Consider the following 24,900-nt stretch of genomic DNA (forward strand, 5'->3'; position numbering starts at 1 on the left):
CTAACAATGTTTTTGCCAAAGCGATAACCATTAATAAAGCTGATTTAATTATTCAAAATGCCGTCAATCCCAGTGTTGGGTCAGTGGGTGGTAGCATTCAAGTCAGCTATCAAGTCAAAAATCAAGGTACAGGTAGTGCTGGCTATCAACAAACCAAGTTTTTTCTCTCAAAAAATACAACCCTCAGCGATGAAGACACTTATTTAGGTTATGAATACATCAGTGGCATTGCTGCGGGTGCTTACAGTTCTGAGTCCACCACACTCAGCATCAGCAATAGCATTGCCACAGGTAATTATTACCTACTGTATCAAGCTGATGGCGATGGGGATATTGTCGAAAGTAATGAAACTAACAATGTTTTTGCCAAAGCGATAACCATTAATAAAGCTGATTTAATTATTCAAAATGCCGTCAATCCCAGTGTTGGGTCAGTGGGTGGTAGCATTCAAGTCAGCTATCAAGTCAAAAATCAAGGTACAGGTAGTGCTGGCTATCAACAAACCAAGTTTTTTCTCTCAAAAAATACAACCCTCAGCGATGAAGACACTTATTTAGGTTATGAATACATCAGTGRCATTGCTGCGGGTGCTTACAGTTCTGAGTCCACCACACTCAGCATCAGTAATAGCATTGCCACAGGTAATTATTACTTGCTGTATCAAGCTGATGGCGATGGAGATATTGTCGAAAGTAATGAAACTAACAATGTTTTTGCCAAAGCGATAACCATTAATAAAGCTGATTTAATCATTCAAAATGCCGTCAATCCCAGTGTTGGGTCAGTAGGCGCTAGCATTCAAGTTAGCTATCAAGTGAAGAATCAAGGTACAGGTAGTGCTAGCTATACTTACACTAATTTTTACTTATCCAAAGACCAAATTCTGAGCAATGAAGATACCTTATTGAGTTCTGAATACACTAGCAGTATTGCATCTGGAAGTTATACTAGCGGAACATTTTCAATCAAGATTAGCAAAAGTACCGCAGTGGGTAGCTACTACCTGTTGTATCAAGCTGATGGCGATGGGGATGTTGCTGAAAGCAATGAAACTAACAATATTGTTGCCAAAGCTATTACCATTATCAAAAATATTGGTTATAACTCCACTGATGGCTATGGACTAATAAATGCAGCCGCCGCAGTCGCTAAAGCCCTTGGTCAGACTACCTTTGCTAATGTTCCTGACCTCGGTGGTGATAATTGGGGAGCCGACCTAGTAAAAGCTCCGGAAGTTTGGGCAAAGGGATACACAGGTAAAGGTGTTATCGTTGCTGTGGTTGATACTGGTGTCGATCGCAATCACTCAGACTTGAAATCTAATATCTGGAAGAATACTAAGGAAATTGCTGGCAATAGTAAAGATGATGATGGCAATGGCTATATCGATGATGTTTATGGCTGGAACTTTGTCAACAACAATAACAATACTCTAGATGGAAATAGTCATGGCACCCATGTATCTGGCACCATCGCTGGAGTAAAAAATAGTTTTGGTGTTACAGGTATTGCTTATGATGCCAAGATTATGCCGGTCAAAGTCTTGGGTGATGATGGCTATGGCGAGGATAGTGGGGTAGCTAAAGGCATTCGTTATGCTGTAGACAATGGAGCTAATGTCATTAACCTCAGCCTTGGTGACGAGAACTCTAATACTGACGTAGAATCAGCCGTTCAATATGCTGCCAGCAAAGGTGTAATTGTCGTCATGGCAGCAGGCAATTCTACTGGGTCAGAACCAATTTATCCCGCGCGCTACGCCAAGAAATGGGGGCTGGCTGTTGGGGCAATTGATAAGTATCAAGAGATGGCTTACTTCTCAAATAAAGCTGGAGCTAATACACTCSCCTACATCACAGCTCCAGGAGTTGATATCTACTCTACATTACCAAGCAATGACTATGGTTTTAAAGACGGAACGTCTATGGCAACTCCACACGTTGCTGGGGTAATAGCTTTGATGTTAAGTGCAAAGAAAGGTCTAACTGATACCCAAGTACGTCAGATTGTTACAACAACAGCAGAAAATAGTCTGGCGTAACAATCCTTTAATATTTAATGTTAGATTACGTTCCTCAACCTAAACTACCCAACATCAGGTTTTTAGGTCTAATAAGCTAAACCACATCTAGTTTGCATATCTAAAATTTATATAACTCATGTGGAGTAGGCATCTTGCCCGCTCTAACTATGCAAGTTAAATGTGCAACAGCTTAAGCTAATCGGCGTTTAACTTGCATCATCAGGGCGCTCATATTGCCCATCCCACAAGATATTGATAAAATTTTAATCTGTAAATTAAATGTGTTTTAGCTTACCAAGCCAATGAGTCAATGGTTAGCTTAATTTTCTGGCTAAAAGTTCAGTTTAAATGAAGTGCTAGAAAAACGGTCTTCTGACGAATTAAGGAGCGTTAACGCGCAAATTGAGTATCTGCTAACAGAAGCAGCACGCAAAACAGGAAGATGGAAAAAGATACTAAAAGCTACAAGAAGAATACACAAATACAAGATAAATCAGATGATTAATCATAAATCCAACACTTAATATACCGAATATATGGAGATTGTATGTTTTTGAATTTACAACACTAAAAAAATAATTACAGCAGAATTCAGAATTAGAATAAACTTTCTGCTTAGCTACCAAACCTAGATAGTGTACTTCACACTTGTCGAAGTCTGCTGTCTACCAGTCCTAAATGATTGGTTATAAACAAGATCCCCAATTTTTTTGTGAAGTTAGGGATCTGCGACTTACAAGTATCAAAATATAATTTTACTATTAAAACTTAATAATTAATTGATAATTGTACTCTTGATAAAAATCCCTATTTTTTAAATACTTTTTTGTAGTAAAATTAGCAATTTTTTCTAAAATTACATAGTAATTATTGACAATGGAGTTTGTTCGTAAATTAAAATCTTTGAAAAAAGGTTTTAATGCTTCCGGCTGTCAAAAACTATTGCTATTTTGAGAGAAAATACTCATGCTCAAAGATAATGCTAATAACAATTTATTTACCAACAAAACATTAAATGCAACTTCAATATCATCATTAGATACCTTTAATACCAAGGATAACTACAATCTGAATATTAGTGGTCATAGTAGCTATAATTCAACTGATGCTGATATGCACTTGCCAAAGAAAAATCATTCAAAAATTAAGATTGATAAAAGCGCTGTTAGCAGTGGAAATTATAATCCTACTACAGGTTATGGCTTAGTTAATGCAGCAGCAGCAGTAGCCAAAGTTACTGGTCAAAATACCTTTGCAGATGTTCCCGACCTTGGTGGCAATAATTGGGGAGCCGACCTTGTGAAAGCACCAGAAGTTTGGGCAAAAGGATATACAGGTAAAGGCGTTGTTGTTGCTGTTGTAGATACTGGGGTTGATCGCAACCACGAGGATTTAAAAAATAATATTTGGACGAATAGCAAAGAAATTCCAGGTAACGGTATAGATGATGATGGTAATGGCTACGTTGATGATGATTACGGTTGGAACTTTTCTGATAATAACAACGATACCTTAGACAGAAACGGTCATGGTACTCACGTTTCTGGCACGATCGCCGGAGAAAATAATGACTACGGTGTTACTGGCATTGCCTATGATGCCAAAATCATGCCTGTCAAAGTTTTGAATGACTCTGGCTCCGGTAGTTATAATTCCATAGCTAAAGGCATTCGCTATGCCGTAGACAATGGAGCCGATGTGATTAACCTCAGCTTAGGAGGCAAATATTCTAATCGCACTCTAGAGTCAGCCATTGATTATGCCAGCAGCAAAGGAGTGATTGTGGTTATGGCAGCTGGTAATGACGGTGAATCATCACCAGATTATCCTGCCCGGTATGCATACAAGTCGGGAATTGCTGTTGGGGCGGTAGATAGAAATAAAAACCTAGCTGACTTCTCCGATCGCGCCGGAACAAATCAAATCAGCTACGTTACAGCCCCAGGAGTCGATGTCTACTCCACAGTTCCAAATAATCAATATGCCACTTATAGCGGCACTTCTATGGCTGCTCCTCATGTTGCTGGTGTAGTTGCCCTGATGCTGAGTGCTAATCCAAACCTGACTGATGCGCAAGTACGTCAAATTGTTACAGAAACGGCAGAAAATACTACACAAAGTACAACCTCTAATTTGAAGACTTATAATGTGAATTCTTTGTCAAGTCAAGTAATTACAGAACCAGCAGAATATTTAACACCGAAGAATATTTCTAGTTTTAATAATTCTAATTTTGGTTCTCTCACAAATCAAATATTTACGGAAACAGAAAAATCTCTGAAATCAGATATCTCTAGTTTTAATAATTATGATATTAGTTTTGCAAAAAATCAGCCAAGTACAGAAACAGTAAATTATCTGAAACCAGATATCTCTAGTTTTAATAATTACGATATTAGTTTTGCAAAAAATCAGTCAATTACAGAAACAACAAAATCTCTGACCTCTTATGAAAATAATAATGGACTGCTTAATCCAGAATCCTGGTCTCAATCTCTAGACTACAATCCAATATTCAGCAATAGCAATATAAATAGTAATGAGAATAATCAAGATGAGAATAATGTTGATTATGACAAATTAATGAAGGAAATGCAAAGACAATTAAAACAATTAGAAGATATTAGAAAATTCTTAGGTATGGGTTGAAAAATTTAAAGAAGAATTCAGAATCAATGAATGGAGGATAAGTGCAGAAAGTTATTAGCAGCAGCTTCAGTGTGTCTCGCTATCACTGGACTATCCCCCAGTCAGACTCTAATTAAATTCTGAATTCTGGCGACTGACGCCAATATTACTGTTTTGTTAATTCAATCCGAAATCTCAAATCTGAAATTCGGTCAACTTCCTCCCACATTCATTGCTGCTAAAACAGCTTTCTGGCTKACATCTGTGTAAATGGTATTCAAATACTTCATGACCACATCACTAGATGTTGAATTCACTAAATTTTCCTCTTCCTTTGCCAGGGGAATTGCTCCCAATACATCTAATACTGTCTCGCTACTGGAGGGTGCAATTACTACCAGAGATGACTCTAATGGCTCATTATATTGCCAGAAAGAGTCAATTTTGACCGAGTATTTGTTGTGAGCAATTGACTGTTGAACATTAGAAATTTCCGAGGTATCTGCTTCAATTTTACCACTACGTAACTGCCGTAAATCGCTGATAATTTGCTCTTTGGTGCGTCCCCGCAACTGAAATAATACAAACGGATCTTCACTAAAGCGATCGCCTAACTGATAATACACCGCACCAACATGTTTACAGGGATTTGCTTTATCTGGACAAGAGCATTTACTCTTGACATCAGCAAGGGTAAAAGGAAATAACGAAAGACCATTAGCTGTAAAAATTTCTGCAATATTTTGCGGCATTTCTCCCGCCAACAATTTGGCAGCAAAAATTGCCTTTCGGGACATTGTTTCAATCACATAACCCCATTCTTCATTGCTAAAAGGTTCAAGGGAAAGGGAAACTTTATAAGGTTCGACTTCACTACCTTGTACCCTAGCCAATACTTTTGCGCCTTGAAACTCAATGCTTAAAACATTTCCTTGGCGTGCATAATTTCTAGCACGTTCCAAACGCTTTTTAAAGCGATAAGAATCTAGCAAATCTAGCCATTGTTGCGACCACCATTCGCGGCTTGCTTGTAATGTGTCATTAGTCATAAATAAATTTAAAATTATGGAATAGACAGGTTAATCTCATTTTGTGATAGTCACCTCAGACTCAGGAGGCAGAAGGCAGTTCGCGTAGCGTGTCGCAGACGAGGCACAAGGGAAGAGGATTTGACTTGTTTATTTCATTCGTAGCAGGCGGTGTGCTGCTTGTGCGCCTGCTCCTGAGTGAGTACTGCATAAAAAATTTCACATCAACCTATTTAGCTAGTGTGGCTGAACAAGCCAAACATACACACTCTAAAAAATTTATTTGACTGCTATGCTTCAATACACTTTAGCTGTGACTGCCTCTAGTGCAGTTTTACTGTCATCTTTAATAAGTACTGCTTTTGCAGGGTCCGTTCACTCTGCTGGTAATTTCAGTAATCTTACTGCAATTGAGCAAAATCAAATTCTAGCACAGAGAATACCTCTGCACAGACACCAAGCGATCACTAACACACAAGATAGATATGCGGCAATTTGGGTAAAATCTGCTGGTGAAGCTTGGCAAGCACGACACGGAATGACCTCGTCTCAATATCAAACAACTTTCGATCAACTAGTAGGTCAAGGCTATCGATTGGTTGATGTCAATGGTTATGCTGTGAACGGACAAGACAGATACGCTGCTATTTGGGTGAAATCTGGTGGTAAAGCTTGGGTAGCACGACATGGATTGACTTCATCTCAATATCAAAGCACGTTTGATCAATTAGTTGGACAAGGATATCGATTAGTTCATGTCAGTGGTTATGCAGTAAATGGACAAGATAAATATGCCGCCATTTGGGAGAAGTCTGATGGCCCAGCTTGGGTAGCACGACATGGACTGACCTCAGCCCAATATCAAGCCACTTTTGACCAACTAGTGAGTCAAGGGTATAAATTGGTTGATGTTAGCGGTTACAGTGTCAACGGACAAGCTAGATACGCTGCTATTTGGCAGAAGTCTGATGGTGAAGCTTGGGTAGCACGACATGGTTTGACATCATCTCAGTATCAAAGCACCTTCGACCAACTAATTGGACAAGGCTATAGATTAGTTCATGTCAGTGGTTACAATGTCAATGGACAAGACAGATATGCCGCTATTTGGGACAAATCTGGTAGTTCAGCTTGGGTAGCACGACATGGTTTGACCTCATCTGAATATCAAAGTACCTTCGACCAATTAGTGGGTCAAGGGTATCGATTGGTTGATGTTAGTGGTTACAGTATCCAGCCTTAAAAAATATAGATTCAAGATTTCTACTAGAACAAAGAGTGTTTATGTGAAATCAGGCTGCATCAATCGATAATCATTTTTCTGAGAATAAAACGTCAGATAAACTTCTACTTTAAGTAAGTTCTAGCACTCTCTGGCACAGTTTTACTTAGGGCTGTTCTGCCAACCCCAATTAATAACGTATAACCGTGGGCAAAGTGGTTTGACATGATGGTGCAGACCTGATTTATTCTGCATCATCGTCAATTACTGCATTGCGGTCAAGGATTAGTAAGTTGCGAAGTTGGTCTGTATCTAGTTCAGTCAACCATTCTTCACCAGCACCTACAACTTGTTCAGCTAGTTGTTTTTTACTTTCAATCATGTCGTGAATTTTTTCTTCTAAAGTCCCAGTGCAGACAAATTTATGTACTTGCACATTCCGAGTTTGACCAATCCGAAATACTCGGTCTGTAGCTTGATTTTCTACCGCTGGATTCCACCATCTATCAAAATGGAATACGTGATTTGCTCGGGTTAAATTCAATCCTACTCCACCTGCTTTTAGAGAAAGAATCATAATCGGTGGCCCTTGGGGATCATGTTGGAAACGGTCAATCATTTCCTCACGTTGTTTCTTACTAGTGCTGCCATATAAAAAGAAGATTTCTCGTCCTAACTGTTTTTCTAAATGAGGTTTAAGTAACTTACCCCACTCAGCAAATTGGGTAAAGATTAAAGCACGGTCGCTTTCTGCTAAAACTTCTTCTAACATTTCTTCTAGGCGCAGCAATTTGGCTGAATGATGTTGTTCTAATGTGGTTTGTTTCAAATATTGGGCTGGGTGATTACAGATTTGTTTGAGTTTGATTAGTAAAGCCAAAATCATCCCCCGACGTTGCAATCCTTCGGCAGATTCAATCTCAGCTAAAGATGCTTCTACTAMTTGTTGATAAAGTGCGGCTTGGTCGGCAGTCAAACCACAAAATACTGTCATTTCTTGCTTATCTGGTAAGTCTTGAATGATGTCGCGATCGCTTTTTAATCGCCGTAGTATAAATGGCTGAACCAACGAACGTAATTGACTCAAAGAAGCTGTATCCCCATACTTTTCAATTGGCATAGCAAATCGACGCTGAAAAAATTGCCGATTGCCTAAATATCCGGGATTGAGAAAATCTAAAATTGACCACAATTCTTGGAGTCTATTTTCTACTGGCGTGCCTGTCAAGGCAATCCGAAATGTTGCTGCTAATTGCCGTACTGCTTTTGACTGTTTCGCCTCTGAATTTTTCACATTCTGAGCTTCATCTAAAACAATTATTTGCCAATTAACGCTCTCCATTGACTTAATATCACGATGAATTAGCGAGTAACTAGTGATGACTAAATCATGCTTTTTAGTTGCTTCTAAAAATGCCTTTCCTTTAGCACGTTTATCACCGTGATATTGTAAAACTTTTAAGCTTGGTGCAAATTTCTTGACTTCCCTTTCCCAGTTGCCTAAAACCGAAGTTGGGCAAACTAGTAGAGTTGGATTTTCTAATGCATCTTGTTCTTTAAGATGTAGAAGAAAAGCGATAAACTGGATAGTTTTACCCAATCCCATATCGTCCGCCAGACAAGCACCCAAGCCCCAACGTTCCAAGAAGCACAGCCAAGCAGCACCGCGTTCTTGATAAGGTCGTAACTGCCCTTGAAAGCTGGCTGGTGTAGGTAAAGGTGCTATGGCCTGATTATTGGTTAGCGCCCCAATTAACTCTTGCAATGCCCCAGAGGCCTCAAAGCTGACCACTGGTAATTTTTCAATTACTTGGGTATCCCCTGTACTCAGACGTAAAGCATCTTCCAAAGATAACGCCATTTGGTCTTTGCGGGAAGCGAAAAAGGTTTGGGCTGTTTTGATGTCTTGGGGTCGCAACTCCACCCACTCGTTATTAATTTCTACCAAGGGGCTATTTAAAGCCACAAGTTTATCAAACTCGGCTTTGGAAATATTCTGTCCACCAATTGCCAATTTCCATTGGAAATTTAACAAACTCTGCAATCCCAAACGTCCTTGCTTTGTCTTTGGAGTTTCGGCAGTAATTTTCAAACCTAAACGGTTCGCCCATCCTTCACGGTTCGCCAAACTGGGAGGTAAAATCACTCCCAAACCACTGTCTTCAAACCTCCAAGCCACAGACTTGATAAACTCGTATGCTTGGATGGGATTAAGACGAAAAGATTGGGGATATTCGGTTTCTAAACTCGGTGCAAGCACTGGATACAATCGGGAAGCTAGCCCCAAACCCCGCAAAAATGTTTCTTGCGGTTGGTCAATAGTGCGATTTTCATATATCAATCGTTCAACTGGATGATTCCAAATTGTTGCTGCATCTACCAAAAACTCTGGATTGTCAGCTGCTTGCAGGAAATACGCTAATGTCCAATCTGTTTCCCCAAATTCCGGAGAATGCAGTTGAAAACAGGTACGAAAGAGTGTTTTCAGAGTTAGTTGGTATTGTAGCGGCATAGTCCAAGCCTTGAGTGCCGCTTCTAGTCGTTCCACTTCGATCGCATCTGCATTGACTTTACCAGATGCACTAGTTAAAGCTGGCAACCACTCTCGCACCGCAGCTGGTAAAGATGGGGTCTTGGCTTCCATCGGCGATTGGAAACCCACCATTTCTCGCACTTGGGCGTTTATTGTGCTATTAAGAAATCCTAATAATAATTCTTGAGGTTCGGTAGGGAAGTCCACATATATTGAGCATTGGTTATTTTCCCTATCTCCCTCATCTCCCCTAATCCCCACTAGGCTTTGCCCCGCTTTGCTAACGTGGGGGCCCCGAGTTCCCCATCTCTCCAGTCCCTCTTGATAGGTGCGACAAACCAACGGCATGTTCGCAGAAAATTTTTCTAAGCGAGTTCCGTCTAAAGCGCTATCTAAAAGTACTTGCCAGTTAGTAACTGTAGAACTATCGGATTGCCGTTTGATAACTGGTAAAAACTTACACCTGGAAATTAAATCAAGACTCCAGCGGGCAACCTGCGACCAAAAGCGTAAATCTCCGCCTAAAAATGCATCTTCCCCTCTAGTAGCATTCAGGGGAATGGCAGCAAGAAATTTTACTGCTTGGGTGGGGGTGAGAGAAAAACCCTCAACTCGCCACGGTTGTAGATATTGCGGTGAGTCTGCTTCCAGTCCAAAACTAGCAGAATGCACAGGAAAAATCGCTGTTATATCTTTAGCAGTTGTTTCTGGGATATAAGTTGGTAAGGCAATAATTTGATAGTGGGTTGGCAAATTAATCTCAGTAGTACTGGTTGCTTTGCGTGTCGGCCCAGTAGTAGTTACAGTAACTTGGGGTTGCTGGATGAAGTTGGCGATTGGTATATTCTGAGAACGCAACCACTCGCTTAACTCAACCGATGTCATTGCCAATGGATGTAATGGTATTTCTCCACATTCACTCGACGCCGAATTTACTCGTGATGCTCGCCAAGTTTCTCCCCAAATAAACAAGCACCCATTTTGATTTTTTACTACCCAATTTCCGTGTAAAATCGCCATTTGTCACTACTCAAATTCTTCTAAAATTAAATAATTTCAATCACTAATATTTGAATATCTACATTTTTTTAACTATTTTTTAATTAAGTATATATTGTTCTCTTCAAATTCTATACTAAGACTTATTCTGTTATTTGAGATATTATTGACAATGTATTTCCCGATTATTAAATTTTTAAAAAATAGCATAAAAGTTGAACTAGATTATATKCATCCTCAAGAAGAGGAGGCTGTGAGAGCATTATTAAATAGTGTAATTGTTGAAGGGAAAACTTATCCTCAAAAGCAACCTTTATCTGAAACAGAATTTTCCGCTTACTGGTTAAGTAAGKATGCCTTTGTTGTTAGGGCATCATCTGTGGATGCGACATATAAACCAAAAGAAATATTAGGAGCATTTTATTTAAAGCCAAACTTTCCCGGTCGGTGTAGCCATATTTGCAACGCTGGTTTTATTGTACAAGCTCCTTTGCGGGGTCAAGGTATAGGTCGGTTCATGGGAGAGGCAATGCTGTTGATAGCAGCAAACCTTGGCTACGAGGCAGTAATGTTCAACTTGGTCTTTGAAACTAATATAGCTTCAATTACACTTTGGCAGTCGTTAGGATTTGAGATTATTGGGCGGATTCCTGCTGCTGCAAACCTAGACAATGGGCAAGTGGTAGATGCGCTAATCTTCTATCGCACTTTGCATTGAAAGATGCCAATCTGATTTCGTTAACTGTTGACTGATGACTATTCGGCGTCAACACTCATCAGTTAACTTTGTATGTACCAGAAGTCAGCCATAGTGCATAAATGTTAGGATTGCCACAGAAAGAGAATAGCGAAAGAGAAGGAAAAAAAACTGAATGGCTGAAGTTGATAAGTCAATATCCTTCGATGGAAGGGATATTCGACTGAAAGTAGGCCTACTAGCTCCCCAGGCTGGTGGGTCGGTTTTGATAGAATCAGGGGATACAGCTGTTTTGGTGACGGCTACGCGATCGCAAGCCAGAGAAGGCATTGATTTTCTTCCCCTAACAGTAGATTACGAAGAAAGGCTATATGCCGCTGGTAGAATTCCCGGAGGAATCATGCGGCGCGAAGGTCGCCCACCAGAAAAAACAATTCTTACCAGTCGTCTGATAGATCGTCCTCTGCGTCCTCTATTTCCTTCGTGGTTACGCGATGACCTGCAAATTGTCGCTTTAACGCTGTCAATGGACGAGTTAGTGCCACCCGATGTGCTAGCAGTTACAGGTGCATCAATTGCTACCCTGATTGCTCAGATTCCTTTTAACGGGCCAATGGCAGCTGTGCGGGTCGGTTTAGTAGGAGATGATTTCATTATTAATCCTACTTATGCAGAAATTGAAGCTGGAGACTTGGATTTAATAGTCGCAGGTTCACCTCATGGTGTGATTATGGTGGAGGCGGGAGCCAATCAATTGCCAGAACGAGATATTATCGAGGCTATTGACTTTGGTTATGAAGCAGTGCGGGACTTAATTAAAGCCCAACAAGATTTGGTTGCAGAACTCGGTTTGCAACTAGTGCAAGAAGCACCACCAGAGGTAGACCCGACGCTGGAAAATTATATCCGCGATCGCGCCAATGATGAAATTAAGAAAATTTTGGCGCAATTTGATTTGGGTAAACCCGAACGTGATGCTGCTTTAGATGTCGTCAAAGAAGGAATTGCAACTGCGATCGCCGAACTGCCACAAGAAGACCCAATTCGAGTTGCCGCAACTACAAACTCTAAGGCACTTGGTAACACATTTAAAGACATTACCAAACACTTCATGCGTCGTCAAATCATCGAAGATAACGTTCGCGTTGATGGTCGCAAACTCGATGAAGTGCGCCCAGTTTCTTGTCAAGTTAATGTTTTACCAAAGCGAGTCCACGGTAGCGGTTTATTCAATCGGGGTTTAACTCAGGTATTATCTGCTTGTACCCTTGGTACACCAGGAGATGCTCAAAACCTCAACGACGATTTGCAAACAGACCAATCCAAACGCTACATCCACCATTACAACTTTCCGCCTTTCTCAGTCGGAGAAACCAAGCCCTTACGCGCGCCGGGAAGGCGTGAAATTGGTCATGGTGCCTTAGCAGAGCGATCGCTGTTGCCTGTGCTACCATCAAAAGAACAATTCCCTTACGTAATTCGCATAGTATCTGAAGTACTTTCCTCCAACGGTTCCACCTCAATGGGTTCCGTATGCGGTTCCACCCTTTCTTTGATGGATGCCGGCGTGCCAATTCTTAAACCCGTTAGTGGCGCAGCAATGGGTTTGATTAAGGAAGGAGATGAAGTCCGTGTGCTGACGGATATTCAGGGCATTGAAGACTTTTTGGGCGACATGGACTTTAAAGTTGCTGGGACAGATAGCGGAATTACTGCCTTGCAAATGGATATGAAAATCTCCGGTCTGTCTTTAGACGTTATTGCCCAAGCCATCCACGAAGCTAAATCAGCCCGGTTGCACATCCTAGAAAAAATGCTCGCTTGTATTGAGGGACCACGCACCGAAACCTCACCCTATGCCCCACGTCTGTTAACAATCAAGATTGATTCAGACATGATTGGTTTAGTAATTGGGCCTGGAGGCAAAACTATTAAGGGAATCACTGAGGATACTGGTGCAAAAATTGACATTGAAGACGATGGTACAGTAACAATTTCTGCTGTGGATGAGAGTAAGGCGAAGAAAGCACGTAGTATCATTCAAGGCATGACGCGCAAACTGCACGAAGGAGATGTCTATGCAGGGCGTGTAACTCGGATTATACCAATAGGTGCATTTGTCGAATTTCTGCCTGGGAAAGAGGGCATGATTCACATTTCTCAACTAGCTGACTACCGCGTTGGCAAAGTTGAGGATGAAGTCGCAGTTGGCGATGAAGTGATTATCAAAGTGCGGGAAATTGATAACAAAGGTCGGATTAATCTCACACGCTTGGGTATCCACCCAGATCAAGCAGCAGCAGCAAGGGAAGCTGCGGCGCTAAATCGTTAAATCGATTTGGGATTTTAGATCGATAAAATCTAAAATTCGCGATGCCTATTGTGAAGGCATCGCCGTATGCTTCTCTAATTAAGTAGAACGGCATAAATATTTGTAGTTGGCATGAGGCAGGAGGCAGAAAAAATAGGATTTCAGCCTCGTTTATCTTTGTTAACATAGTTATGTTTTTTCCTACCGACTTGCTTACATAATATTGCTCAAACACACTAAGTAACTAGGCAGAAATAAATTAAAGTTTATAGCAAGATTAAAGTCTTGATAATGCTAAATCAGCGAGGAATTGCTCGCTAATAATTAGAATTAGAATTATATTTGATGTTTAATTATGCCTACTATTAAGAAGGCAAAAGTCAAAATTTTAAAGTTAAAAGAAAGAATACTTATATTTTAAGCTTCCTCTAAGCTTCCTCTAAGCTTGTTACTAATTCCAAATGGTAGATTTATTTCTGCTATGATGTATTATCTATTTAATAATATAAATACCAGTAATAAAAAAGCTTTATTAAATGAACATTGAATTATTCAAATACCATAGGTTACCACAGTAATCCGATTGACTTGTAGTAGATAAAAAATAGTTATAATTCTATTTAAAAATCACACTTGCTATTAAATTCTAAATCTGTAATATTGAAGGATTGAATCAAGAAATTAACACATTAACATAATGTTGACCAAATCTCTAAAATTTTTGAATGACTATTATCAAGCTCTAAACAGTGAGGGGCAAGATGTCATGCAAGGATTGACTCAAACGCCGAAAAGTTTACCACCCAAATATTTTTACGACGATCGCGGTTCAGAATTATTTGAACAAATATGTGAGTTACCAGAATATTACCCAACACGAACAGAAGCATTAATTTTGCAGCAATATGCCGATGAAATAGCTCAGATGACAGGTGCTTGTGAACTCGTAGAATTAGGCAGTGGTAGTTCTACAAAAACTCTATTTCTATTAGATGCTTACCAAAAACTTACTAATTACTGTAGATATATACCCGTTGATGTTAGCCGAGGAATCGTTGAATCTACCGTAGTAAAACTACAACAAAAATATCCAGCTTTCTTTATTCAGGGATTAATCGGAACATACGAACAAGCCTTAGCAAAATTAGAATCAACTTTTGCAGCATCACGGATGATTTTTTTCTTGGGCAGTTCTCTAGGCAATTTTAATGCCCAAGAATGTAATATGTTTTTAAAGCAAATTGCTAAAACTCTGCAAGTAGGGGATTACTTTCTGTTAGGGATTGATTTACAAAAACCCAAGGAAATTTTGGAGCCAGCTTATAACGATAGTCAGGGAGTAACGGCTGCTTTTAACTTGAATATGCTGTCTCATTTAAATTGGCGTTTTCAAGGTAATTTTGACCTGAATTTATTTACTCATCAAGCTATTTATAATCAAGCTGATGCCCAAATTGAAATGTATCTGCACTGTCAAAAGAGTCATCGGGTATCTCTAGAAGCGCTAAATTTAGAAGTTTCCTTTGTAGATGGAGAAAGCATTCTCACTGAAATTTCGCGCAAATTTGATTTAGCAAATATGCAACAACAACTCGAGATACATGGACTGAAGACACTGAACACTTGGACAGATCCCCAGCAGTGGTTTGGGTTAATTCTTTGTCAAGCTTAAATCGTAGTTCCTCAATATCAATAAAGTGACATTATGAGTAGTCTGCAATCTGCTAAACCTTTAAAACTTGATAGTTGTAATTCTCAAGCTATTCTCGATTATTTTGAGAACGCTTGGCAACTAGAAGATACTCTGATGCAAAGTTTAGTTGGGGAAGATACATTCTATATCAATCCTGACCCTCTGAGAAATCCTCTAATTTTTTATCTGGGACATTCGGCTGTTTTCTACATTAATAAATTAATTAGTGTAGGATTATTAGAAAAACGTTTGAATTGCGACTATGAAATTTTGTTTGAAATTGGAGTCGATCCAGAAAAACCAGAGGAATTGAATGAAGCGATCGCTCATTTGAATTGGCCGTCACTTACTGAGACTTGGGAGTATCGAAAACAAGCATTTTCCATCATTTCTCAAGTAATTAAAACAACTAAAATTACTCTGCCAATTCATCCTGCTCATCACCTTTGGGCGTTAATAATGGCAATTGAACACCAGCGGATTCATATTGAAACTTCTTCGATGTTAATTCGCCAACTACCAATTGAAAGAGTGAAACGTCCCCAAAATTGGGAATATGCTTCTTTTAATGGTTACACTCCAGAAAATGAAATGGTAGAAGTTCCTGGTGGGGTAGTAAAACTCGGCAAAGCCTTTGACGACCCAACTTATGGATGGGATATTGATTATGGCGATCGCACCGTTGAAGTTCAATCATTTTTTGCCAGTAAATATCTGATTACCAATGCCGAATTTATTTATTTTATCAAGGCTGGCGGCTATCAAAATCAAGATTTTTGGGATAAAGAATCTTGGGATTGGAAAACTCAAAATCACATCAAACATCCCAAATTTTGGCTGCTAGGAAATGGTAATTATAAATATCGAGCCATGTTTGATGAAATGGAATTACCTTTAGATTGGCCAGTAGAAGTCAATCATTATGAAGCAATGGCTTATTGTCGTTGGCAAGGTAAAGATACCCGTTTAATGAGTGAAGCAGAATATCATTTAGCAACTTACAGCAATAGCTTATCAGAAAATATAGACAATTATAATCTTAATTTAAAACTTAGTTCACCTAGTCCTGTGGGCATGTTAGAAACAGCCAAAAGTCACTCTGGATTGTACGATTTACGAGGCAATGTTTGGGAATGGTTGAGCGATAATTTAAATCCCCTTTCAGGATATAAACCTCATTATCTGTACGAAGATAATTCTGCTATGTTTTTTGATACTAAACATTATATGATGTTAGGAGGATGTTGGATAACTAACGGTGCAGAAGCTTTAAAATATTATCGCAACTGGTTCCGCCCCAATTTTTATCAACACGCCGGTTTTAGGATTGTTGAAAATATCAAACATTAGCATGGAGGTGATATTTTCAATAAATTATTTGTGAAGATGACTAATAGTTACAGAAATAGCAGTTTTTACATCCTCCATTTATAAGAGTAATCCTCAGAGTGACATCAAGACAGGAGATTATTAACCATGAGACCGAATCCAATACCACCACAACCCGGTCAAGAATCAGTTTGGGATTATCCTCGTCCGGCTTGTTTAGAAGATACTAATAAACAGCTGCGAATAATTTGTCATGGTATTGTTTTGGCAGAAACCAACAAAGGTAAAAGAGTCTTAGAAACAAGCCATCCTCCTGTCTATTACTTTCCTCCCGAAGACATTAAACTAGAACATTTGATTGAAACGTCTAAAAAAGGCTTGTGTGAATGGAAAGGTGCATATCAATATTATGATGTCAGCGTTGGTGATAAATATCTAAAATATGCTGCATGGCGATATTTTGACCCCACCCCTGATTTTATTTCGATTGCAAAATACTATGGCTTCACCGCCAGTTTAATGGATGCTTGTTATGTCAATGATGAGTTAGTGACACCTCAACCGGGTGATTTTTATGGGGGATGGATTACTGCTGATATTGTTGGGCCATTTAAAGGTAGTGCTGGAACAATGTGGTGGTAATTCCAGCGCGATCGCCTTTACTAATTTTATCTTGTTAAGGGTTGGCTGTAATTGTCCACCCTTCTTTCTCTAGAGCGGTTCTAACTACAACTGTGAAAGCGATCCTTAGCCATTAAACTTTTTTGACTATTAATCTCAAATTTTAATCATCATTTTTATTTTAGTCTTAAAAATCAAATAGAAGTCTTATGTTCCCATTGGATTTAGCAGTTTGTGAGACTTCAACCAATCATGGACAACTTGTTCAACCGGACGAGATTGATTATCAACTTGATAATTCATTTTTTGCATTTCTTCAGTAGAAATTAATCCAGCTAATTGATTAATAACTGCTCGTAACTCTGGATATTTTTTTAAAATTGCTTGATTAAATATCGGTACAGCCTCATAAGGTGGAAAATATTTTTTGTCATCTTCTAAAATGACTAACTTCAAAACAGGAATCAACCCATCTGTAGAATTAGCCGCTATCAAATCTACTTTCTTTTCTTTTAAGGCTTGATACATTAATCCCAATTCCATTTGTCGGGGAGGTTTGGTGAATTTTAAGCTATAAGTTTTAGCTAATCCCGGATAACCATCTTCTCGTTCCAGAAATTCATAACCAAATCCCGCTTGCATTTGTGGTGTATATTTAGCAGCTTCAGAAAGGGTTTTAATCTGCCACCGTTTGGCATCTTCACCCCGGATAATCATAGCGAAAGTGTTGTTAAATCCCAAAGGTGACATGACTTCTAATTTAAATTTTTGACTGTAGTCTTTTTTAACTTTTTCATATACTAGTTGAGAATTATTAATAGGTTTATCTTTCAAAACAGATGTTAAACTTGTTCCTGTATATTCTACATAACCAGCAATTTGTCCTACTTTAACAGCTTCATGACAAATAAAAGTTCCTCCTAAATTTAAACTTCTATTCACTCTTAATTTAGTATGAGATTCTATTTGTTGAGCTAACAATTCTCCTAAAATAAATTGTTCGGTAAAATTTTTTGAACCAATAACAATTGTTGGTGGTGTTAACCAAGATGTAAAGCCAATTAATGCCCCAATGAGTAACGTTAATATACCTAAATAAGCAGCAGTTTTGCGATTAACTAATATATTTTTTTCTTTTTGCTGAGTGAGATTTTTTTCTAACCATCCTAAAGTAAAATCTGCGCTTAACGCAATCAATGCAGCAGGTATTGCTCCAGTTAAAATTAGCTGGTTATTAAGGGTAGAAATCCCTCGAAAAATAAACACCCCCAACCCTCCACCACCGATTGCTGCTGCAATCGTAGCAATTCCCACAGAGATAACTGTTGCTACCCTAACTCCTGCTAAAATCACGCCTAAAGCCAGGGGAATTTCTACTTGAAACAGCAATTGTCTGTCTGTCATCCCCATCCCCCGTCCCGCCTCTCGAATTGCCGGCTCGACACTATTAATACCGATATAAGTATTGCGAATTAATGGGAGCAAAGCATAAAGAATCAAGGCAACAATAGCGGGAATTTTGCCAATTCCTCCCAGAAACGGTACAGAAATCAGGAAGCCAAAAATAGCTAAACTGGGAGTAGTTTGAATAGCGTTAGCGAGACCGATAATAGGTTGGGCGAGTTTCGGTTGACGAGTAATCAAAATTCCTAAAGGAATACCGACAGAAACGGCCACCACCATCGCAATTACAACTAATATTAAATGTTCTCCAGTACGGAGGATAATTTCTAGGAAATATTGACTGAAAAACAAGGTTATCTCCCAATAGAGTTTAGTTACAGCAATTATCATTCATTGAATACCTTCTAGTGCAAGACACTATGCATAGCTTGCTTTTGCGTCAGAGTACCCTAAATGAAAAATTGCGAAGGTATTATTATTTGAAGCATATATATTGTAGTAGCACAGCAATGTTCATAGATGTTAACTTAATGTCAAACCCAGACGTGATAAATCAAAAGACGCGATAAATCGCGTCTCTACAAAAGATTGATTCTGGATTCTGAATTTTTATTTTTAGGCTTTTTTTAACCAGCTAAACATGGCGCGTAAATCTTTACCAACTTCCTCAATTTTGTGTTCAGCTTCTTTACGACGCAAGGCGGTAAATCCTGGTTTACCAGATTGATTTTCTAAGACAAATTCTCGTGCAAATTGTCCAGATTGAATTTCACTGAGAATTTTCTGCATCTCAGCTTTGGTTTGTTCGGTGACAATCCGCGGTCCACGCGTATAATCACCATATTCAGCTGTGTTAGAAATGCTGTCGCGCATTTTGGCTAAACCGCCTTCTACAACCAAGTCAACAATCAACTTGACTTCATGGAGACATTCAAAATAAGCCAATTCTGGTTGATAACCAGCTTCTACCAAAGTTTCAAATCCGGCTTTAATTAAAGCACTCAAACCACCGCACAATACTGCTTGTTCGCCAAATAAATCAGTTTCGGTTTCTTCGCGGAAAGTAGTTTCGAGAATACCAGCACGACTACCACCGATACCTCTAGCGTATGCCATTGCGCGATCGCGTGCCTGACCACTAGCATCTTGATAAACTGCAAACAGCGCTGGTACGCCTTCTCCATTTTCATAAGTCCGTCGAACTAAATGCCCCGGCCCTTTTGGTGCTACCATCACCACATCTACATTTGGCGGTGGTACAACTTGCCCAAAATGAATATTGAAACCGTGGGCAAAGGCTAAGACATTCCCTTCTTCTAAATTGGGTTCAATCTCATTTTTATAAATTGTTTTTTGGACTTCATCAGGTAACAAAATCATAATGAAGTCAGCAGCATTAGCCGCATCAGCAACATTTTTAACAGTTAACCCAGCTGCTTCGGCTTTGGAAACTGACTTACTGCCCGGATATAATCCCACAATCACATTCAAACCACTATCTTTTAAATTGAGAGCGTGGGCATGACCTTGGGAACCATAGCCGATAATAGCAATAGTTTTTCCACTCAAAAGGTCTAAATTGGCATCTTCGTCATAATACATCCGCGCCATAGAAGCATCTCCTGTCAGCAAGCATCATCATTTCTTGGCAGGCTTCTGATTGTACCCCAAATTGAGTAACACAGATGAACTGTCAATCATTCAATTTATTTGTATTTATCTCTTTGAACTCTAGAACTGGGGGCTGGGGACAAATGAGAAATTACAAATAAACAAATCGTGTTACATAAATTGCAACAATCCAGATTTTGAGTTTTTATTCAGTGATACTGGGATTAACTTCATCCATCTGGGGGTAGATTATGTATACTTCGACTAAATTACCGCGCACATCTGCTTTATTTATAAGTGCGTTATTAGGAGGGGTAATTTTCACTAGTTGCGCCTCTTCCGAACAGACGGCAAATAAGTCTGCACCTCAAATTGCAGCCAATGGCGCGGTAAATCAATTATCTGCTCGTGAAAACAGTCTTTCCCAAAAGGTGGAAGCTGCACCGCGTTCTCGTCCTCAACTCATTAAAAAGGCAGCAATGTCTTTGAGAGTCAACTCTGTAGATCGGACTATTGATGCCGTTTCGCAAATTATCAATCAACAGCAAGGGGATTTAATCGGGTTGAAACAACAACAACCCAAAAACGACAACCCGCGTTACACAGCAACAATAGAATTACGGGTACCAGAGAATCGGCTAGAACCTACTCTAGAACAATTAGCTAAATTGGGCACTCTTGAGAGTCGTAATATAACTGCCGAAGATGTAGGCGATCGCCTTGTGGATTTCCAAGCTAGATTAACGAATTTGCAAAAAACTGAAGCCAATTTGCAAAAAATTATGGATCGGGCTGGTTCTGTTAGAGATGTGCTGAGTGTTGCTCAAGAATTAAGTAATGTCCGAGAAACTATAGAACAAATTAATGCCCAACTTAAAAGCTTACAAAATCAAGTTGCATATTCCACTATTACGCTCAACCTAGAAGCAGCAGTTTCTAGCACCAGTCCCCAACCTGCCTTGGGTTTGCAAGTTCAAGAAACTTGGAACAACTCTACCCATTCTTTGAGTGCATTTTCCGTTGGCTTACTCAAGCTGGGTATTTGGTTAATTGTTTACAGTCCCTATTTGTTGATTCTTGCTGCTGTTATCTATGGCTTTAACCGTTGGCAGCGAACTCATTCATCACGTTTGACACAAACACCAAAGTCAACTAACTAGAACGGTATAAATATTTCTAGTTGGAATGAGGCAGGAGGTAAATTTCAAATGTAAAGAGCAATACAAAATACATGATGACAATTTTGATACAAATCTGTTAAGAATAGTTACAATAATCGTCATCTAGAGAAATATTTCTTATGGTAAACTCACTTGACAAGAACTCAATTCATCAAGTTGTCATTGTTGKCGGTGGTTTTGGTGGACTTTATGCAGCAAAAACACTTGCTAAGGCAGCAGTAAACGTTACTCTAATCGATAAACGCAACTTTCATCTATTTCAACCTCTGTTGTATCAAGTCGCTACAGGTGCCTTATCTCCAGCTGATATTTCTTCACCGTTGCGTTCTATAGTTAGTAAGAGCAAGAATACTAAAGTGCTGCTAGGAGAAGTGAATAATATCGATCCAGAAGCACAAAAAGTGATTGTAGGCGACGAGGCAATACCTTACGATACATTGATTGTTGCCACAGGCGCGAAGCATTCCTATTTTGGCAAAGATAACTGGGAAGAATTCGCCCCTGGGTTGAAAACTGTAGAAGATGCTATAGAAATACGTCGCCGGATTTTTATGGCATTTGAAGCAGCAGAAAAAGAAACCGATCCAGAAAAACGCCGTGCCTGGTTAACTTTTGTGATTGTTGGTGGTGGTCCCACTGGTGTAGAATTGGCGGGGGCGATCGCTGAATTAGCAAACCAAACTCTTAAAGAAGATTTCCGCAACATCGACACTTCAGAAGCCCAGATTTTGCTCTTAGAAGGATTAGATCGGATTCTGCCACCTTTTGCGCCAGAGTTATCCCAAGAAGCAGAAGCATCCCTAACGCGGTTGGGGGTAGTTGTGCAAACGAAAACACTGGTAACCAATATTGAAAATCATATTCTTAGCCTCAAACAAGGCGATGAAGTTAAAGAAATCGCCTCAAAAACGATATTATGGGCAGCAGGTGTGAAAGCTTCCGCAATGGGAAAAGTGCTAGTAGAACGCACAGTTGGCGAATGCGATCGCGCTGGACGCGTTATTGTCGAACCTGACTTGAGTATTAAAGGATATCCGAATATTTTTGTAATTGGCGACTTAGCAAATTTTTCTCATCAAAATAATAAACCACTACCTGGTGTTGCACCTGTAGCGATCCAACAAGGAGAATATGTAGCAAAACTAATTCAACAACGCCTTGCAGGTAAAAGTTTGCCAGCCTTTACTTATATGGATCGCGGTAGTTTAGCGATGATTGGGCAAAATTCCGCTGTAGTAGATTTAGGTTTTCTCAAGCTCAAAGGTTTCTTTGCATGGGCCTTTTGGCTATTGATACACATTTATTTCTTAATTGAATTTAACAACAAATTAGTAGTAATAATTCAGTGGGCGTGGAACTATTTTACCCGTAATCGTGGAGCAAGATTAATTACAGGTCAAGAATCAGTCACGGAGTTAGAAATTTATACATCAGAAAATAAACAGCCAGTAAATATCTAAATTGGGTGTTGGAAGTGGTGACAGTTGACTGTTGAGTATTGAGTTAGGAATTTTCCCCACCTCCCCCACTCCTCATCTGTCCCACTCCCCACTCAAAAGTTATCGCCCGATAAATTAGCAGTAAGCTGTTTGAGGGCGTTTTTGATAATTTAGTATGGCAAGTATTAACGACAACTACCTAAAACTGAAAGCGGGTTACCTGTTTCCAGAAATTGCTCGGCGGGTGAATGCCTTTGCAGAAGCGAATAGTAATGCTAAAATCATCAGATTGGGCATTGGCGACGTTACCGAACCTCTGCCGGAGGCTTGCCGGACAGCGATGATTAAAGCTGTGGAAGAAATGGGCGATCGCAATACCTTCAAAGGCTATGGCCCAGAGCAAGGCTACGCTTGGTTGCGCGAGAAAATTGCTACTCAAGATTTCCAAGCACGGGGAGCCGAAATCGATGCTTCAGAAATCTTTATCTCTGATGGTTCCAAGTGTGACACGGGCAATATTCTGGAAATCTTTGGTCATGACAACACTATAGCCGTTACTGACCCTGTTTATCCCGTATATGTAGATACAAATGTAATGGCGGGAAATACAGGAAATGCTAATGATAAAGGTGAATTTGAAGGCTTAGTTTATCTACCGATTTCAGCAGAAAACAACTTTACCGCTGAGATTCCCTCCCAGAAAGTTGATTTAATTTATCTCTGCTTTCCTAATAACCCCACAGGTGCAACTGCTACCAAAGAACACCTCAAGGCATGGGTGGATTATGCCAAAGCTAATAACTCGATTATTTTCTTTGATGCAGCCTACGAAGCTTATATTACCGATGCATCGATTCCGCATTCAATTTATGAAATAGAAGGTGCAAGAGAAGTTGCGATCGAATTTCGGTCTTTTTCTAAGAATGCAGGCTTTACAGGAACTCGCTGTGCGTTAACTGTAGTACCGAAAACACTCACAGCCAAAGCCGCCGATGGTTCCGATGTCGAACTGTGGAAACTGTGGAATCGTCGCCAGTCTACCAAATTTAACGGCGTTTCTTACATCGTCCAACGGGGAGCGGAAGCGGTTTACTCCCAAGAAGGACAAGCACAAATCAAAGAATTGGTTAGTTTCTATTTAGAAAACGCCAAAATTATCCGCGAGAAACTCACAGCGGCCGGATTATCTGTTTATGGCGGGGTGAATGCACCTTACGTTTGGGTGAAAACGCCTAATGGTTTATCTAGCTGGGAATTCTTTGATAAATTGCTGCAAACCGTCAACGTGGTGGGAACACCTGGTTCTGGCTTTGGTGCTGCGGGTGAAGGCTACTTTAGGATTTCCGCGTTTAACAGTCGGGAGAATGTAGAAGAAGCGATGAAGCGGATTACTGAAAAGTTTAAAGTGTAAAGCGATCGCTTTTTGCTGCTTTTGTTAAACTCATTCTATTAGTCTTAAGGTTACGGTGGGCTATATTATCCACCGCAACCTGATAGGTAATTATTAAAAATCAGCTTACTGATATTTTGGTTATGACTGCTATTACCGTTTTCAAACCTGTTAGTCAGATGCAATTGTCGCCTGGTAGCACCGTAACCATTCCTGATGTTAGCTGGGAAGAATTTGAATCTATATTTGCAAGAATTGGGAGAAAAAAGAACTACAAGAATTGCTTATAGCCAGAGAAATTTAGAAATTATGGCTCCTTTGCCAGAACATGAAATTCCCAAAGATTTAATTTCTGATATTGTTAAAATATTGCTGAAGGCTAAAGATATCAGATATCAACCTTTTGGTTTCACTACCTTTAAACAGCAAGGTTTAGCAGGAGTTGAGCCTGATGCTTGCTTTTATATTCAGAATTATCAACAGATGATTGGTCGTCGCCGTTTACAACCTGATGACCCACCGCCAGATTTAGCGATTGAGACTGATGTGACATCAAAAACTACTCTTGATGCTTATGAAGCCATTAGAGTCCCAGAATTATGGGTATACGATAGTGGTAGCCTTTCTATTTATTTGCTCAAAGAAGGAAAATACATAAAATCTGACATAAGTCCTAATTTTGAGGATATAGCTATTACAGAAATTATTCCTGCGGCTGTGGAACGTAGTTGGCAAGTAGGAAGTTATCAAGTTTTACAAGAATTAGAAGCAATCATTTAGTTAATGACCA

General features: G+C 39.6%; 15 protein-coding genes and 1 pseudogene. 12 read left to right on the top strand and 4 right to left on the bottom strand.

All coding sequences use genetic code 11. From position 1 onward, the window contains the following. Window positions 1-2,042: CARDB domain-containing protein (locus FCR06_RS34580; RefSeq protein ID WP_317616812.1), on the top strand; the 2,042-nt coding region annotated here is incomplete at its 5' end. Window positions 2,043-2,990: 948 nt separating this feature from the next. Continuing rightward, the gene (locus FCR06_RS10215) at window positions 2,991-4,673 is read left to right on the top strand and encodes a S8 family peptidase (protein ID WP_138499216.1); all 1,683 of its coding nucleotides are present in this window, start codon (window positions 2,991-2,993) and stop codon (window positions 4,671-4,673) included. A gap of 191 nt (window positions 4,674-4,864) precedes the next feature. Here FCR06_RS10215 and FCR06_RS10220 read toward each other — a convergent pair whose 3' ends face one another. Next, on the bottom strand, window positions 4,865-5,701 hold the full coding sequence (locus FCR06_RS10220; protein ID WP_138499219.1) for an SWIM zinc finger family protein: 837 nt from the start codon (window positions 5,699-5,701) through the stop codon (window positions 4,865-4,867). A 271-nt stretch (window positions 5,702-5,972) separates the two neighbouring features. Between FCR06_RS10220 and FCR06_RS10225 the strand changes: the two genes are divergently transcribed. Further along, window positions 5,973-6,923 (top strand): hypothetical protein, encoded by a 951-nt coding sequence (locus FCR06_RS10225; RefSeq protein WP_138499221.1) that lies wholly within the window; start codon window positions 5,973-5,975, stop codon window positions 6,921-6,923. 223 nt (window positions 6,924-7,146) lie between these two features. On the opposite strand, the gene FCR06_RS10230 is transcribed toward FCR06_RS10225, so the two are convergent. Next, window positions 7,147-10,455, bottom strand: a complete 3,309-nt coding sequence (locus tag FCR06_RS10230; protein WP_138499223.1) for a DEAD/DEAH box helicase — start codon at window positions 10,453-10,455, stop codon at window positions 7,147-7,149. Between the two features lie 151 nt (window positions 10,456-10,606). Here FCR06_RS10230 and FCR06_RS10235 point away from each other — a divergent pair, with 151 nt between their 5' ends. From FCR06_RS10235 to FCR06_RS10255, 5 genes are all read left to right on the top strand, one after another. After that, entirely contained in the window at window positions 10,607-11,152 is a 546-nt protein-coding gene (locus tag FCR06_RS10235; RefSeq protein WP_138499225.1) for a GNAT family N-acetyltransferase, read from the top strand. Between the two features lie 154 nt (window positions 11,153-11,306). Then, the gene (locus FCR06_RS10240) at window positions 11,307-13,463 is read left to right on the top strand and encodes a polyribonucleotide nucleotidyltransferase (protein ID WP_138499227.1); all 2,157 of its coding nucleotides are present in this window, start codon (window positions 11,307-11,309) and stop codon (window positions 13,461-13,463) included. A gap of 676 nt (window positions 13,464-14,139) precedes the next feature. Continuing rightward, window positions 14,140-15,114 (top strand): L-histidine N(alpha)-methyltransferase, encoded by a 975-nt coding sequence (egtD, locus tag FCR06_RS10245; protein WP_138499229.1) that lies wholly within the window; start codon window positions 14,140-14,142, stop codon window positions 15,112-15,114. A gap of 33 nt (window positions 15,115-15,147) precedes the next feature. Then, window positions 15,148-16,485: a 5-histidylcysteine sulfoxide synthase gene (ovoA, locus tag FCR06_RS10250; RefSeq protein ID WP_138499230.1), complete on the top strand. Its 1,338-nt coding sequence runs from the start codon at window positions 15,148-15,150 to the stop codon at window positions 16,483-16,485. A 126-nt stretch (window positions 16,486-16,611) separates the two neighbouring features. After that, window positions 16,612-17,106, top strand: coding sequence for a DUF427 domain-containing protein (locus FCR06_RS10255; RefSeq protein ID WP_138499232.1), 495 nt, complete (start codon window positions 16,612-16,614; stop codon window positions 17,104-17,106). A 186-nt stretch (window positions 17,107-17,292) separates the two neighbouring features. Here FCR06_RS10255 and FCR06_RS10260 read toward each other — a convergent pair whose 3' ends face one another. Together FCR06_RS10260 and ilvC are read right to left on the bottom strand one after the other, a co-directional pair. Then, complete coding sequence (locus tag FCR06_RS10260) at window positions 17,293-18,840, bottom strand: glycine betaine ABC transporter substrate-binding protein (protein WP_138499601.1); 1,548 nt, start codon at window positions 18,838-18,840, stop codon at window positions 17,293-17,295. Window positions 18,841-19,104: 264 nt separating this feature from the next. After that, complete coding sequence (gene ilvC, locus FCR06_RS10265; RefSeq protein ID WP_138499234.1) at window positions 19,105-20,100, bottom strand: ketol-acid reductoisomerase; 996 nt, start codon at window positions 20,098-20,100, stop codon at window positions 19,105-19,107. A 251-nt stretch (window positions 20,101-20,351) separates the two neighbouring features. On the opposite strand from ilvC, the gene FCR06_RS10270 reads away from it, so the two are divergent. The 4 genes and pseudogenes from FCR06_RS10270 (at window position 20,352) to FCR06_RS10285 (ending at window position 24,890) form a co-directional block, all read left to right on the top strand. Beyond that, window positions 20,352-21,260, top strand: coding sequence for a DUF4349 domain-containing protein (locus FCR06_RS10270; RefSeq protein WP_138499236.1), 909 nt, complete (start codon window positions 20,352-20,354; stop codon window positions 21,258-21,260). Between the two features lie 140 nt (window positions 21,261-21,400). Continuing rightward, on the top strand, window positions 21,401-22,741 hold the full coding sequence (locus tag FCR06_RS10275) for an NAD(P)/FAD-dependent oxidoreductase (protein WP_138499238.1): 1,341 nt from the start codon (window positions 21,401-21,403) through the stop codon (window positions 22,739-22,741). A 154-nt stretch (window positions 22,742-22,895) separates the two neighbouring features. After that, window positions 22,896-24,131: an LL-diaminopimelate aminotransferase gene (locus FCR06_RS10280; RefSeq protein WP_138499240.1), complete on the top strand. Its 1,236-nt coding sequence runs from the start codon at window positions 22,896-22,898 to the stop codon at window positions 24,129-24,131. Window positions 24,132-24,253: 122 nt separating this feature from the next. Further along, window positions 24,254-24,890, top strand: a pseudogene (locus FCR06_RS10285) (Uma2 family endonuclease). Window positions 24,891-24,900: the final 10 nt, after the last annotated feature.

Origin of the sequence: Nostoc sp. PA-18-2419 (genome assembly GCF_005869855.1) — a bacterium.
Classification (GTDB): domain Bacteria; phylum Cyanobacteriota; class Cyanobacteriia; order Cyanobacteriales; family Nostocaceae; genus Nostoc.